At 39.1% G+C, this 15,382-nt stretch carries 13 protein-coding genes; 11 read left to right on the top strand and 2 right to left on the bottom strand.

What is annotated here, in order from left to right; translation table 11 throughout:
• Position 1: 1 nt before the first annotated feature.
• Positions 2-496 carry a thiol peroxidase gene (gene tpx / locus ACVRZH_RS07595; RefSeq protein WP_447454698.1) on the top strand — a complete coding sequence of 165 codons (495 nt, stop codon included), beginning with the start codon at positions 2-4 and terminating at the stop codon, positions 494-496.
• 103 nt (positions 497-599) lie between these two features.
• On the opposite strand, the gene ACVRZH_RS07590 is transcribed toward tpx, so the two are convergent.
• On the bottom strand, positions 600-1,187 hold the full coding sequence (locus tag ACVRZH_RS07590; protein WP_447454697.1) for a TMEM175 family protein: 588 nt from the start codon (positions 1,185-1,187) through the stop codon (positions 600-602).
• Positions 1,188-1,199: 12 nt separating this feature from the next.
• Positions 1,200-2,999: an oligoendopeptidase F gene (gene pepF / locus ACVRZH_RS07585; RefSeq protein WP_447454696.1), complete on the bottom strand. Its 1,800-nt coding sequence runs from the start codon at positions 2,997-2,999 to the stop codon at positions 1,200-1,202.
• A gap of 206 nt (positions 3,000-3,205) precedes the next feature.
• Here pepF and ACVRZH_RS07580 point away from each other — a divergent pair, with 206 nt between their 5' ends.
• The 10 genes from ACVRZH_RS07580 (at position 3,206) to ACVRZH_RS07535 (ending at position 15,207) form a co-directional block, all read left to right on the top strand.
• Positions 3,206-3,526, top strand: coding sequence for a hypothetical protein (locus ACVRZH_RS07580; RefSeq protein WP_447454695.1), 321 nt, complete (start codon positions 3,206-3,208; stop codon positions 3,524-3,526).
• Positions 3,519-3,755, top strand: coding sequence for a hypothetical protein (locus ACVRZH_RS07575; RefSeq protein ID WP_447454694.1), 237 nt, complete (start codon positions 3,519-3,521; stop codon positions 3,753-3,755). The genes ACVRZH_RS07580 and ACVRZH_RS07575 overlap by 8 nt, the downstream gene beginning before the upstream one ends.
• A gap of 2 nt (positions 3,756-3,757) precedes the next feature.
• Complete coding sequence (locus tag ACVRZH_RS07570; RefSeq protein ID WP_447454693.1) at positions 3,758-3,991, top strand: hypothetical protein; 234 nt, start codon at positions 3,758-3,760, stop codon at positions 3,989-3,991.
• 162 nt (positions 3,992-4,153) lie between these two features.
• A complete protein-coding gene (gene ppc, locus ACVRZH_RS07565) occupies positions 4,154-6,850 on the top strand; it encodes a phosphoenolpyruvate carboxylase (RefSeq protein ID WP_447454692.1) in 2,697 nt (898 codons plus the stop codon).
• Positions 6,851-7,036: 186 nt separating this feature from the next.
• Positions 7,037-8,248: a cell division peptidoglycan polymerase FtsW gene (ftsW, locus tag ACVRZH_RS07560; RefSeq protein WP_447454691.1), complete on the top strand. Its 1,212-nt coding sequence runs from the start codon at positions 7,037-7,039 to the stop codon at positions 8,246-8,248.
• Between the two features lie 129 nt (positions 8,249-8,377).
• A complete protein-coding gene (locus ACVRZH_RS07555) occupies positions 8,378-8,881 on the top strand; it encodes an RNA polymerase sigma factor (protein WP_447454690.1) in 504 nt (167 codons plus the stop codon).
• On the top strand, positions 8,868-9,878 hold the full coding sequence (locus ACVRZH_RS07550) for an anti sigma factor C-terminal domain-containing protein (protein WP_447454689.1): 1,011 nt from the start codon (positions 8,868-8,870) through the stop codon (positions 9,876-9,878). Before ACVRZH_RS07555 ends, ACVRZH_RS07550 begins: the two co-directional genes overlap by 14 nt.
• A 122-nt stretch (positions 9,879-10,000) precedes the next feature.
• On the top strand, positions 10,001-11,197 hold the full coding sequence (gene tuf, locus ACVRZH_RS07545; protein ID WP_447454688.1) for an elongation factor Tu: 1,197 nt from the start codon (positions 10,001-10,003) through the stop codon (positions 11,195-11,197).
• A 160-nt stretch (positions 11,198-11,357) separates the two neighbouring features.
• Positions 11,358-11,978 carry a DUF6287 domain-containing protein gene (locus tag ACVRZH_RS07540; protein ID WP_447454687.1) on the top strand — a complete coding sequence of 207 codons (621 nt, stop codon included), beginning with the start codon at positions 11,358-11,360 and terminating at the stop codon, positions 11,976-11,978.
• A gap of 148 nt (positions 11,979-12,126) precedes the next feature.
• Complete coding sequence (locus tag ACVRZH_RS07535) at positions 12,127-15,207, top strand: pilus expression-regulating Snf2 family helicase (RefSeq protein WP_447454686.1); 3,081 nt, start codon at positions 12,127-12,129, stop codon at positions 15,205-15,207.
• Positions 15,208-15,382: the final 175 nt, after the last annotated feature.

Here is a 15,382-nt window from a genome sequence, read left to right as displayed (position 1 = left end):
CGTGACACTATTTTTAGGAAAAGAAGTGACTTTAGTAGGTCAACAACATCAAGTAGGAGATACAGCACGAGATTTTACGCTGATATCTAAGGACTTGACACCTGTATCGTTATCTGATTTTAAAGGTAAGAAAAAAGTGATTAGTATTGTGCCATCGGTTGATACAGGCATTTGTTCAACACAAACAAGAACATTTAATCAAGAATTGTCTGAACTTGAGGACACGGTTGTGATTACGGTTTCTGTTGACTTGCCATTTGCCCAAAAGAAATGGTGTGGTGCGGCAGGCTTAGAAGAAGTTGTCCTCTTGTCTGATTACCGTGACCGTTCTTTTGGTGAATCTTATGGTGTTTTGATGGAGGAGTGGCAGTTATTAGCACGTGCTGTTTTGGTATTAGATAGGGATAATACTGTTGTTTACACGGATTATGTGGAAAATGTCAATTCAGAGCCTGATATAGTTAGGGCTCTTGATGTGGTTAACAACCTCGATTAATAAGTCATATTTAGTGAAAACGGATGAGTCGTTGATTGCTTCACAAAGCCATTATAAAAAGAGCCATTTCCTGTGGAAGAGGCTCTTTTTGCGTATTAATTAGTTAACGATGGTCTTGGGATGTAATTGCTTGAGCGATGCGTTTATCAGGGATAACCCACATCAGTGCTACCAAGACATAACAACTATTGGCAAGTATCGGATAATAATTCGATACAAAGATGGCTAATAGATAAAGTCCCAGGGACAGTTTTCCTTTGATGTCTTTTCCGATACTGGCTTCAAGAGCTTTTTTAGACGGGCTTGCTTTGACAACTTGATGTTGTAATGCAAAGTAAGCACAGGCTGTGCTGAATAAAACACAACCATAAAACATGACAGGGAGTTTACTATCATAAAAACGCCCAATCCAGCTCGTTGACCAAGGAATAAGAGATAAGAAGAATAACCAAATCATATTAGTCCAGAGAATGCCAGAAGTGACATGTCTCAGACTTAGGGTTAAATGGTGATGATTATTCCAGTAAATAGCGACATAAGAAAAACTAAGGACATAGGCTAATAGTTTTGGCAGACATTGGATAAGTGTCGTGATATCGTCTGTCAGAGGGGGATCTAAGGTTAGCACCATAACGGTAATGATAATGGCTAGTACACCATCACTAAAGGCTTCTAATCGCGATTTGGTCATAGTGTCTCCAGACTATCCTTGTCCCAACGCCTTACTATATGCGATGATTTGTTCGACAGTGTCATCAAGGAAGGCAATGGTGTCACGAAGTGGTTTTTCTGTTGAAATGTCAGCACCAATGAGCAGTGCTGTGTCAAGAGGTGTCTTACTTCCACCGGATTTTAAGAGGTCAAGCCATTCGTTTGCCCCGTTAGGATTATTTTTCAAGTTGAGATAACCCGCTGTTGAAATCACAAGCCCGGCAGAGTAAGTGTAAGGATAAAGTCCCATATAATAATGGCTTTGACGCATCCAAGTCAATGCGGCATCATCATCAATCTCAACGGCATCACCCCAGAATGTTGTTAGGACATCTTTCATGATGGCATTTAATTGCTCAGCTCCAAAGGTTTTACCTTCTTCGATGAGGGTATAGACACGACGTTGGAAGGCTGCTTCTAACAAGTGGGTGATGAAATTATGGAAGTAAGTATCTGTCAAACGATGAGCTAGAGCAAAGCGTTTTTGACGGACATCGTCAAATTGATTTTCCAAATAATCACTCAAGAGCAACTCATTCATGGTCGATGGTGCTTCTACGAAATAAGTTGACATATGGGTGTTGTAGTAGCTTTGGTGGTTGTCAGAGAAGATAAACTGCCCTGTGTGCCCGATTTCGTGGATAAGGGTGTAAACATCACTCATACGGCCGGTCCAACTCATGAGGACGTAAGGATGGACCTTGTAAGGGTCAGCGGCATAGCCTCCAGAGTCTTTACCGATGTTAGCAGCAAAGTCAACCCAGCGTTCTTCTTGGTAACGTTCGACTTCTTTGATGTATTCTGGACCTAGAGGAGCAACTGATTTCATGACTAAATCATAAGCGTCGTCGATAGTGACATCGGGATTGAGCTCGCTGTCAAGGTCTAATTTCCAGTCTGCAAAGGTCATTTTGTCAAGTCCGTTAACTTTTGCGACATGTTTAAGGAATTTTTGAGCAACTGGACCAAATTCTGTCATGATAAGGTCGATTTGACGGTCAAAGAGACTACGGTCAACTTCTTGGCCTGCTAAGAGGTAGTCAAAGACAGAGTCGTAGCCACGCATATCTGCCAGAAGTTTTTCTGATTTCACTTTTGCAAGATAGGTTGCAGCTGCAGTGTTTTGATGTTTTCTAAGGCCTGCCGAAAATGAGCGGAAAGCTTTTTCACGAATAGCCGCATTTTCATGGTTTTGGTAGAAGTTTTCGTAAGTCACAAAGCTATTTTTATAGACTTTACCATCAACTTCAAAATCTTCCATCGCGTAGTCACCTGCACGCATTTTAGCATAGATGTCATGTGGGCTAGAGAAGACCTCGCGCAAATTAGTGAGGGCTTTTTCGACAGCAGGGTCAAGAGCGTGTTTTTTGGTTTGTTTAGCTTGACGTATCTCAGCGCTGAAATAAGGATTTGCTTCTAGCTGGTCAAGCACATCATCTGAAGCTTCGACTAAGGCATTGTCAAAGAAACTGAGAGCAACACTTGCCTTTGTGGTAAAATCATCACCAGCTTGAGCGATTTGGGCAAATTCTTCGCTACCAAAGTCAGTGGTTTGAGGCATAAAGGCATAGGTACCAATGTGGCTCATTTGGATATGGATTTGTTCCAACTCCATTAAAGCCTTGGTGAAATCCTCAGTTGTGACTAGGTTTCCCTCATAGTTTTTAACAAAGGCATCAATATCGCTAAGAGCTTTTTCGATAGCGTTTAAAAAATCTTCGCGGTCTTTGTATAGAGCGGTTAAATCCCAAAGTTCATTTTCAGGAAATTCCGAACGTGGTTTCAATTCCATAGTAGTTCCTCCATAGGTTTAGTACTGTATCAGTATATCAAAAAAAAGCCACTTTGACCTTACTTTTTGAGAAAAGAAGGCGGTAATCTGCATGAGTAGGGATGATTGTGCTGAAGGACGGCGTTAAAGTAGAAATATTCTGAAAATATTGACAATTCACCCAATTTATGGTAAGTTGTGACTATACTGTCAAAGGAGGTGGAGATATGAGTAGTTCTATTAACATATTCTTAGGAGATTATCAGTTGGTTGTTGCAGAACCTCTCTCATGTGGTAGGCAACTGACTCAACCAGAGACCCTTATTGTGACCAGACAGGACAATAACCAACCCTTGGCGATTATCAGGTGGGAAGAGGGATTGGTTATTGAAAATCGGTGGCAGCTAGGTCTCGCTTGGTCTGGTCAGACCTTGTATCTATCACATGATGAGGAGCAGCCTCAGAGTCCTTTTGTTGAGGAAGAGGGTGTTGTGGCGACATCCAAAGCAGCTTTATATTACCGTTTAGGAGGTACTTCGAATGGCTAAGGATTATCAAAAATATTCTTTTTTTGGCAAGTCTATATTCGTTGACAATTCGTTTAAGGTACATTTAGACTTGGAACATCAGACGTTAATGGTTGTAGAGTCTAATTATACTGATTTCAATGCCGTATTAATTTACCATGAGGAAGACGATAGTATTCAACTCTTGCCGAGGTGGCAGACGACCTTTGTTTTTAAAGGTGATGCCCTCTACATTCATCGTGAGGGTTAGCGATGTCAGTTGTACAAGAAATCCATTATCACGATTTGCACTTGGTTTTTGAGGGGGATTTTTCTGTCTTTGATGATGGTCAGGGATTGATTGTGTTTTCTTCCTACCATCGAACTCCCTTGCTAACCATTCATTATGACTCATCTCAAGGACAGTTATCTTGCAATATTAAGGAAGCTCAAGAGTTTTATCTATCTTGGTCAGACCGACAAATAAGCCTACACCGTGTCAATTAGCAAGTGTTTAGTATAAGTTCTTAGCCTTACTGAGAAGCTTCTTAGTAAGGCTTTTGGGATTGTTTGGTTTAGAAAATACTGGCTTTAAGAGGTAATGCCTTTAATTTTATGGCTAAAGATGATATGATAGGACATAAGTAAGATAGAGGGGGACATGCTCCTGTGGGAACACAAAAATTAGAATTAAACAGTAAGAGACAGTTAGTTAAAGAAGATATTGCTATCTTAACAGACTTGCTCAACGAAGCAACCAAAAAGATGATTGGGGATTCCTCCTTTGCTAAAATCACACGCTTGGTGGATTTGTCATCGCGTCATGCTTACCAGATTTTGGAACATGAGATTGCTCAGTTGAACACGACTGAAATGGAAGTTATTTCACGTTATTTCTCCATATTGCCCTTGTTAATTAACATTTCAGAAGATGTTGACTTGGCTTTTGAAGTCAATTACCAAAATAATAACGGCATTGACTACACGGGTAAACTATCAACAACGATTGATTTAGTATCGAGATTAGAAAACGCTAAAACCATCCTAGAAAATGTCAATGTTGTTCCAGTATTAACAGCTCACCCAACTCAAGTTCAACGTACTACCATGCTTGATTTGACCAAGCAAATTCATTTCTTGTTACGTAAGCATCGTGATGCTAAGTTAGGTTTGATTAACAAGCAAAAATGGGAAGATGATTTGCGTCGTCATATTGAGCTCATCATGCAGACAGATATTATTCGTGAGAAAAAGTTACAGGTTAAAAATGAAATTACTAATGTCACAGAATATTATGACACGTCTCTGATTAAGGCGATTACCAAACTAATTATTGAGTACCGCCGTTTGGCTGAAGAAAAAGGGATTGTTTTGGGTAGCCCAAAACCGATTACCATGGGCATGTGGATTGGTGGTGACCGAGACGGTAATCCTTTTGTCACTGCGAAAACCTTAAAACTATCAGCAACGACACAGGGTGAGGTCATTTTTAATTACTACATCTCGAAAATTCAATCTCTTTACCGTAGTTTTTCACTGTCAACGACCCTAACTAATGTATCTGAGGAAGTACAACGCCTAGCTAGTCTGTCATCAGACACTTCTGTTTTCCGTGAAAAGGAACTTTATCGTCGTGCTTTTTATTATATTGAAACCAAATTAAGTAATGGTCTTCATTATCTTTTGACTGATGAAGTCATTGAGCCGCTTTACTATTCAACTGAAGAATTTAGGTCAGATCTTTTACACATTAAGCAGTCCTTGTTAGATAACAAGGGTGAAGCGCTGATTAAGGGAGATTTTGAAGAATTAGTGCAAGCTGTTGACATTTTTGGTGGGCATTTGGCGAGCATTGACCTTCGTCAAGACTCCAGTGTTCACGAAGCTTGTGTAGCTGAGTTGCTCAAATCAGCCAACATCGAAGCCGATTATAGTAGCTTGCCTGAATCTGATAAAGTAGCGGTGTTACTAAAGCAATTAGAAGACGACCCACGTATTCTATCAGCCACCAACTTGCCCAAATCAGACCTTTTAGAAAAAGAATTGGCCATCTTTAGAACAGCTAGGGAATTGAAAGATAAAATGGGTGAGGATGTGATTAAGCAACATATCATATCACATTCTGAAAGTGTTTCAGACCTCCTTGAGTTAGCTATCTTGTTAAAGGAAGTCGGCTTAATTGATGCTGAAAAAGCGCGTGTTCAGATTGTACCACTATTTGAAACGATCGAAGATTTGAATAATGCCCCAGCCATTATGAAAGCTTATTTGGAACTTGATTTAGTAAAAAAATGGATTGCTAGTCATAATGGCTATCAGGAAATTATGTTGGGCTACTCTGATAGTAATAAAGACGGTGGCTATTTATCATCTGTCTGGACCTTATATAAGGCGCAAAATGAGTTGACAGCTTTAGGTGAAGCTCATGGTGTCAAGATTACTTTCTTCCATGGCAGAGGAGGAACCGTTGGCCGAGGCGGTGGCCCATCATACGATGCGATTACGTCACAGCCTTACGGGTCTATCAAAGACCGTATTCGCCTGACTGAACAAGGTGAAGTGATAGGTAACAAATATGGTAATAAAGATGCGGCTTATTACAACTTAGAAATGTTGGTCTCAGCCAGTCTAGATCGTATGGTGACACAATTGATCACAGACAAGTCTGAAATTGGAGGTTACCGTGAGACAATGGATGCGATTGTTGCAGACAGTTTTACCATCTATCGAGATCTTGTTTTTGGTCATCCTCATTTCTATGATTACTTCTTTGCAGCGAGCCCTATTCGTGAAGTGTCAAGCTTGAATATTGGTTCTCGTCCAGCCGCACGAAAAACGATTACTGAAATATCAGGGCTTAGGGCGATTCCATGGGTCTTTTCATGGTCACAAAACCGTGTCATGCTACCAGGGTGGTATGGGGTTGGTTCTAGTTTTAAACGCTACATTGACCAAGACAAGAGCCACTTAGAACGTTTGCAGACCATGTATCAGAAATGGCCATTTTTCCGCTCGCTTCTGTCTAATGTTGATATGGTTCTATCCAAGTCTAATATGAACATTGCCTTCCAATATGCGCAGATGTGTGATGATGAAGCTGTGAAAAATGTTTTTCATCTTATTTTAGATGAATGGCAATTAACTAAAGATGTGATTTTAGCTATTGAGCAACACGATGAACTGTTAGAAGAGAATCCAAGTTTAAAAGAAAGTCTTGCTCATCGTCTACCGTACTTTAATGTCTTGAATTACATTCAGATTGAATTGATTAAACGCTTGCGTCGTGGCGAATTGAGCAGTGAGGAGGAAAATCTTATTCATATTACGATCAATGGTATTGCGACTGGCCTTCGTAATTCAGGGTAAGAAGGTATCGTTTGTCAAGACGTGGGGTGTACCAGTCTATTGGTTAGCTGGGACATCCTACGTTTTTTGATGAGGTGAGTTGGTGTATTACAAGTATTGTCATTGGTTTAACGGCTATGAGGTTCAATAAATCAAAAAAAATGATATAATATGAACATCTTGAAAAATGAAAGATGCGATTCGAGTATGAAAATTAACAAACGACATTTTATCAATTATTCTATTTTACTGCCTTATCTGATTTTATCCGTATTTGGCTTGATTATGGTTTATTCGACGACTAGCCCTATTTTAGTTCAGGCAGGAGCTAATCCTTTTGCGTCAGTGATACTTCAAGGAGTCTTCTGGGTTGTCAGTCTTATAGCGATTGCTTTTCTCTATCACATTCGTCTAGATTTCCTGAAATCGCCAGGCTTGTTAGGTGTAGTAATGCTAGTCGAGATAATTATGCTTCTTGCTGCCCGCTTTATTTTTGACGCAAGAAATGGAGCGCATGGATGGATATCGTTTGGTCCGATTACTTTTCAGCCTGCTGAATATTTAAAGGTTATCATTATTTGGCTTTTAGCTTATACCTTTAGTCGTCGTCAGACAGACATTGAGCACTATGACTATCAAGCCATTTTTAGAGGTACCTTATTGCCGAGACAGTTTGGTGACTGGAGAGTTTATGCTGCTTTGATGACGGGGTTAGTAGTTATCATGCCTGACTTGGGTAATGCTGTTATTGTCACTTTGACAGGGATTATTGTGTATCTAGTGAGTGGGGTAGGTTATCGTTGGTTTACGGTTGTCTTCTTGGGGATTGTTGGTTCTTCAGCAGCGTTTTTGGGCTCCATTTCACTGATTGGATTTGACAATTTTTCTACCCTACCATTGTTTGCACATATTGCAAAACGTTTCAAAGCCTATTTTGATCCTTTTGGAGATAGATTGAACGATGGGCTTCAGATGTCTCATTCTTATTATGCGATGAGTAATGGTGGTTGGTTTGGTTTAGGTTTGGGTAATTCTATTGAAAAACAAGGTTACCTCCCTGAAGCACAAACAGATTTTGTGTTTTCGATTGTCATCGAAGAGTTCGGTCTAATTGGAGCAGGTTTAATATTAGCTTTAGTTTTCTTCCTTATTCTGCGGATTTTATTGGTTGGAATTAAGGCAAGAAATCCTTTCAATAGTATTATGGCTCTTGGTATCGGTGGGATGTTTTTAGTACAAGTATTTGTTAATATTGGTGGTATGTCAGGCCTTATTCCTTCAACAGGGGTAACCTTCCCATTCTTATCTCAGGGTGGTAATAGTTTGTTAATTATCTCGGTTGCGGTTGGTATTGTGTTAAATATCGATGCTAATGAAAGTCGCTCTTTGCTCTATAAAGAGGTTGATCAAATGCTTTAAGATATCTAAAATATAGATAAACTCAACTGATGGGTTTATCTTTTTTTGATAGAAAAAAGTAGAATAATCTTGTAACCAAAAGACGATCAGATTCGTTATATTAGTGACAAGAGAAAAAGTAAGGAGGGGATGGCTATCAAATGGGATGATTACGAAACAGCTTTGATAAGAATAGCGACAGAAATTAGCTATTATTTGCAAAAATCTGGTGCTAAAAAAGCTGATAGTGAAGATATTGCTCAAGATATTTTGGTCAAAATCTTAGAATCTGATTTGGTCTTGCCTTATGATAAGTTGCGCGCGTGGCTTTACCGTTCGGCGATTCGAGCTTATATTGACAAATATCGACGAGACAAGACCTATCACGATATTGTTCAAAAGGCATTTTTTGATGATAATTACGATAATCAGTATGACGACCAAGCCTATGCTTTTTTGTACGAGGCCCTTGAGGAGTTAACCCCCAAGTTTGCTCATGCCATAGATTGTTATTACTTCCAAGGCTTTTCTGTCAAAGAGTGTGCCCATATTTTAGGGCTCAGTCAATCAACGGTCAAAATCCATTTGTATCGTGGACGTCAACAACTTAAAGCGGTCTTAAAAGAGAAAGGATACCATTATGAAGACATTTGAAATTGCAACCAAAAGAAGTAAACGCAAGCAGCGTTGGCTGATAGTTTTGCTAAGTTTATTCACGCTAGGGACACTAGCTGTAGGGTTTAAAATGCTATCAGACAAGATTATCAGCAATAAGGCAAGGGAGATCGAAGCCGTCATTGGGGTGATGGATGCTGTTGCTTATCCTAATTCCTCTAGCTACACGTGGTTAGCTGATGGCGGTGATTGGTGGACAGGAGGAATCAAAGGACGACGTGCCAAAGATATTTATGGTGTTTGGGTTGACCAATCAGAATATCGTATCAGATTTAACTGGCTAGTGACTAAGTGGGGGGAAGCAGGTTTTCATACTCATGGTACTTATACGGCTGGCGGTAGGTACAATCTGTTAAATCACCAAAAAATTCCCCAATTCTATAACATCAATGTTGAATACAGAGACAACGAGGTGATTTCTGAGCCAACACAAGAATTAACCTATCTGAAAGACATGCCAAACCAGTTAGTTGAAGTAGCGATTACCTTTGACAAGCCTTATACTCTCAAAGAGATTAGGCAGATGGTACCGGATAATCTGCAACAGAACTGGTACTGGATTGGAACAGAGAGCAAGGGCGATAGTAGTCATTGGAGTGATAGTGATCTGTTTGGCGTCTCTGCTGAAGGTTTTACAAGACTAGATATTGATTACGAACACAAATTATCAGAGGGTAGCTATGATACAGAAGTTGTGGATGCATTCCTCTCTAACCTCGAGAAAGTCTCTAAGTTACCAGGTCAAGCAACGTATAATGCTGTTACGCCACGTGATGATGTCGAAAGCTACCTCAAGACATTTGGACACTTAGATACCACAAAAGCAGAAGATCTAGCACAACTAACTTTTTCAGGTATTATCCTAACAGGTCCCTCTGAAAACTTTGCACAGCTAGATGGTAGAGATTGGATTTATGCCTCATCCATAGGCACAACGATTCCTAATCAGCCATATTATCAACTAAAAAAAGAATAATAGTGAAAAAGACACAAAAGACTTGCAATTTCCCTGTAATTTGATAGAATAGTAAAGTAAAGTTAGACTGTATTGCCTACTGTCTATCTATAAAATATATTTTATTGGAGGCTTTTCCTAAAATGGCAAAAGAAAAATACGATCGTAGTAAACCCCACGTTAACATTGGTACAATCGGACACGTTGACCACGGTAAAACTACCCTAACTGCTGCAATCACAACTGTATTGGCACGTCGCTTGCCTTCATCAGTTAACCAACCTAAAGACTATGCGTCTATCGATGCTGCTCCAGAAGAGCGCGAGCGCGGTATCACAATCAACACTGCACACGTTGAGTACGAAACTGAAAAACGTCACTACGCTCACATCGACGCTCCAGGACACGCGGACTACGTTAAAAACATGATCACTGGTGCGGCTCAAATGGACGGAGCTATCCTTGTAGTTGCTTCAACAGACGGACCAATGCCACAAACTCGTGAGCACATCCTTCTTTCACGTCAGGTAGGTGTTAAACACCTTATCGTCTTCATGAACAAAGTTGACCTTGTTGATGATGAAGAATTGCTTGAGTTGGTTGAAATGGAAATCCGTGACCTTCTTTCAGAATACGATTTCCCAGGTGACGATCTTCCAGTTATCCAAGGTTCAGCTCTTAAAGCTCTTGAAGGTGACGAAAAATACGAAGATATCGTTATGGAATTGATGAACACAGTTGATGAGTACATCCCAGAACCAGAACGTGACACTGACAAACCACTTCTTCTTCCAGTCGAAGACGTATTCTCTATCACTGGTCGTGGTACAGTAGCATCAGGACGTATCGACCGTGGTACAGTTCGTGTTAACGATGAAATCGAAATCGTTGGTATCAAAGAAGAGAAGAAAAAAGCAGTTGTTACTGGTGTTGAAATGTTCCGTAAACAACTTGACGAAGGTCTTGCAGGTGATAACGTAGGTATCCTTCTTCGTGGTGTTCAACGTGATGAAATCGAACGTGGTCAAGTTATCGCTAAACCAGGTTCTATCAACCCACACACTAAATTTAAAGGTGAAGTTTACATCCTTTCTAAAGAAGAAGGTGGACGTCATACGCCATTCTTCAACAACTACCGTCCACAGTTCTACTTCCGTACAACTGACGTAACAGGATCTATCGAACTTCCTGCAGGTACTGAAATGGTAATGCCTGGTGATAACGTGACAATCGATGTTGAGTTGATCCACCCAATCGCCGTAGAACAAGGTACTACATTCTCAATTCGTGAGGGTGGACGTACTGTTGGTTCAGGTATCGTTTCATCAATCGAAGCTTAATCTAATACATTAAGTTCCCATTAACAATTATTTGTCAGACAACAGATAATTAACCCTGTCAAATTGGCAGGGTTTTTTTGAAAAAATAGGTTAATTTTTCTTTAAAATACGAATAGTATAGTGAAGGGAAACCAACATAAACATTTTAAGGAGTACAAATATGACTTTATCTAAACGAAATATGTTAGTAGCGATGTTAGCTAGCTTAACTTTGGCAGGTTGTTCGACAAATAATGCTTCAACATCAGGTAATAATGCATCTGACACCTCTACAGCTAAAGTAGAACAGGTTGAAACCAAAGAAGAGAGTCAGGAAGAGACTGAAGAAACCTCTGCTGTTGATACTTCTGCTTCAAAAGAAAGCGATAGTCCAACAACTTCTTCTGAGACGCTTGTTCAGCCATCATCAACTGTTGATCATTCAGTTAAGGAGACAAGTGGTGTTGATGTATCGGCTATGGCTAATGGTGATTATTCAAGTCTTGTAGGGACTTGGACGGATAAAAACGGGACAAGTATTATCGTTAATAGCCAAACGAATGTTTCAGTGATTTATAATGGCGTCAGAGCAGATAATTACCATATCAGACTCACAATGATTGATAATGGTATTCTATACGGTGGCTTAGTATCTCCAGAGGGTTATAGTTCAGGAAGTTTTATGGTCATTCCTGCAGGTACAGCAACCCCATCTAACGGAGTGGTCTATCAAGAAGATGTGATTTCTCATGGTCAGACGACAAATGCTGAATTGGAACCATTTTTTAAAGCATTAAATTAGTTTTGATTGAGAGTTGAGAGATGATCTCACTCTCTTTTCTTATGGCTAGAAACTATAGGGGTGCTAGAGGTTTAATGATTGGAAACAGAAAAAAAGGTTAAATTATGCTACAATGAAAAGATAAGGTTTAGTTGTTAAGAGGGGTAATATGGCGATTTTAATTCCAGGTCGTATCCGTAATCAAGGGATTCAGTTATATGAAAATCAAGAGGTTTTGATTGAAACATCAGATGAGGGTCTTGTTACAGCTATTTTTGCTGGACCAGTGCGATTATCTTATGATATTACGAAACAAGTTGTTGCTTGTGATTGTGAGTTGTTTTCTAAAAAGTCATATTGTCAACATCTAGCGGCAGTAGAATACTACCTTAAACAAGATGTAGAGGGGAAGATGATGTTTGAAAGATTTGACCCTTCTCATCATGAAGAAGTGGTTGAGACGTCATTTGGTAGTCTGTTTCTTGACAATCTCATGGTCAATGATGATGACCGTTTAACGTATCAATTAACAGCTCATGGAGAATTGAGTCCTTATTCCTCAGAATTTTGGTGGACGCTTAAGATTAGACGTTTACCTGATGAACGAGCTTATATCATTAAGGATATTCGTGCTTTTTTAAAGCTGGTTAAGCAAGAAGGTCAATACCAAATTGGTAAAAATTATTTTGAACGCCTTTCTTTAATTCAATTTGATCAGGAGAGTCAAGATCTTATTACTTTTTTATGGCGTTTGATACCAGAAGGTGATCGCTTAGATCTCTCTTTTTTATTTCCTAATCATGCTCGTCATTTACATTTATCGGGTGGTTTTTTTGAAGAAGGGGTAAGGTTGATGATGGCCTTAACTGAGTTTAGTTTTGAGCATGATTTATCGTACAAAGAGCTATTTTTTAGACCCTTATCAGGTGATGCAGATTTATTCTATTTTACTGTTCAAGTCCATCGTCATGCTATTGAGCTTATCATTGAAGAAAAACAATTTTATCCGATGTTTGACTTTAAATATCTTCTTTATAAAAATGTGTTTTACGAATTGACTACAAAACAGGCAAAAATGGTTAAGGGTTTAAGAACTTTGCCTATTGAGGCTGATTTATCAAAGCATGTTCGCTTTAGTTTGGATGATCAACCTAAGTTGGCTTTAAGTTTGTTAGATTTTAAAAGCTTAGGACAGGTTAAGGCGCCTGCTTATTATGATATTCGTGATTTTGAGATTGGCTTTTCTTTTGATTTAGCAGAAGATGACAGGATTTTACTTAATCTCAACTTTGATTACGGTACGCATATTGTTCGGACTCGTGAGGAGTTAAATGCGCTTCCTTTTACAAGTCATCTAAAAAAAGAAGAACGCTTAATTAAGCTATTGAAGCAAGAAGGATTTCGTCCAGATTTCAGTTCAGAACGTCCCGCTTTAAAAGATGAGGAACTATACACCTTTTTTTTTAGAACGCTACGTCGATTTAAAAAATTAGGTAAGGTGACGTTGTCTCAAAAGTTATTAAACTTGAAGCAATTTCAGCGTCCTCAGATTAGGATAGATCAACAGGGCGGTTTGTTAGAAGTCAATTTTGATTTTTCGAACTTGGATAAAGAGGATGTAGCTAAAGCATTGTCTGCTTTAGCAAGTCAGGCGCCCTATTTTGTGAGTGATAGGGGAAAACTTATTGTATTTGATGATGAGACAATTAAAGTTAGCCAGGTGTTGTCTTATCTGAGAGGCGATATATCTGATAGTGGTGCTTGGGGGATATCTCGTTTAAATAGTTATCAATTGATGGAGAAGTTTGGCTCGTTAGAATCTGTTGCCTTTTCAGATACTTGTCGGCAAATGGCTTATGATTTATCACATCCAGAGAGTTTTGACATAGAAGATATTACAATCACTCGGCCTTTGAGAGATTATCAGTTAGTTGGTGTTAAATGGTTGTCAATGTTAGATTATTATGGCTTTGGGGGCATTTTGGCAGATGACATGGGTCTAGGGAAGACTTTGCAAAGCATTGCTTTTTTGAAAGGGAGAATAACTGAACAATCAAAAGTTTTAGTACTGGCACCATCGAGTCTTATTTATAATTGGCAAGATGAGTTTCATCGTTTTGCTCCTGATATTCATGTTACAGTTGTTTATGGGCATAAAGACGTTAGAGAACAGTTAATTACGACAGCTTCCACTGTTTTAGTAACGAGTTATAATGCTTTCAGGCAAGATTTTGATCTTTACCAACAAGAAACGTATGATTATCTGATATTGGATGAGGCTCAAATGATTAAAAATAGCCAGACACAAATTGCTCAAAAATTACGTGAGTTTAATGTTAAGGCTTGCTTTGCTTTATCGGGAACACCTATTGAAAATCACTTAATGGAGATATGGTCTATTTTTCAGATTGTCTTACCCGGACTACTCCCTCATAAAAAAGAGTTTTCAAGTCTTGAACCTCAAGAAGTTGCTCGTTTGATTCGTCCATTTATCTTGAGAAGACGTAAAGAAGATGTTTTACCAGAGTTGCCTGGTTTGACAGAAACCATTTATTATAACGAGCTAGATGATGAGCAGAAAGCTTTGTATATCGCACAGTTAGAACAGATGCAAGAACAGTTGAAAGGTATTAGTGATACTGAGTTTAGTCGGCATAAACTAGAAGTCTTATCAGGTATTACACGACTACGCCAAATTTGTGATACGCCAGAGTTATTTATGACCTATCATGGTGATAGTGGTAAATTAGACAGCCTTCGCCAGTTACTATTACAGTTAAAAGAAAGTGGTCGTCGAGCACTTATCTTTTCTCAGTTTAAGGGGATGCTAGAGCTAGTTGAGAAAAGTCTTTCTGATATAGGGCTGAGTTCATATGTTTTAACAGGCTCAACATCAGCTATTGAACGACAAGAAATGACGAGAGCTTTCAACAAAGGAAGTAGAGACATGTTTTTGATTTCCTTGAAAGCTGGTGGTGTTGGTCTTAATCTAACGGGCGCTGATGCTGTTATTTTGATTGATTTATGGTGGAATCCAGCCGTTGAAGAACAAGCTATTAGTCGAGCGCACAGACTTGGTCAAAAACGTCACGTTGATGTTTATCGTTTGGTTACCAAAGGAACCATCGAGGAAAAAATGTTGGCCTTACAAGAAAGTAAAAAGCAATTGGTTAGCACGGTTCTTGATGGACGAGAGAATGCTCAATCGTTAAGTGTTGATGATCTCAAAGATATTCTTGGAATCCTTTAGGCTAATTCTGATGAGGCGGTTTAAAAGCGATCAAAAGCTTGTTTTACTTCACGACAAACGCATGAAGAAAACATCGTTTTCAAATAACAGTTTCATAAACTAAGAGTGAATCCTCTGCTATACTAGAGATAGCGGAGGATTTTGTTATGAACGAGATACTAGAATTCTTAATACA

This window comes from Streptococcus fryi, from assembly GCF_053206505.1.
Note: the sequence above shows the minus strand (reverse complement) of the source record. Positions and strands in the feature narration are given on the sequence as shown.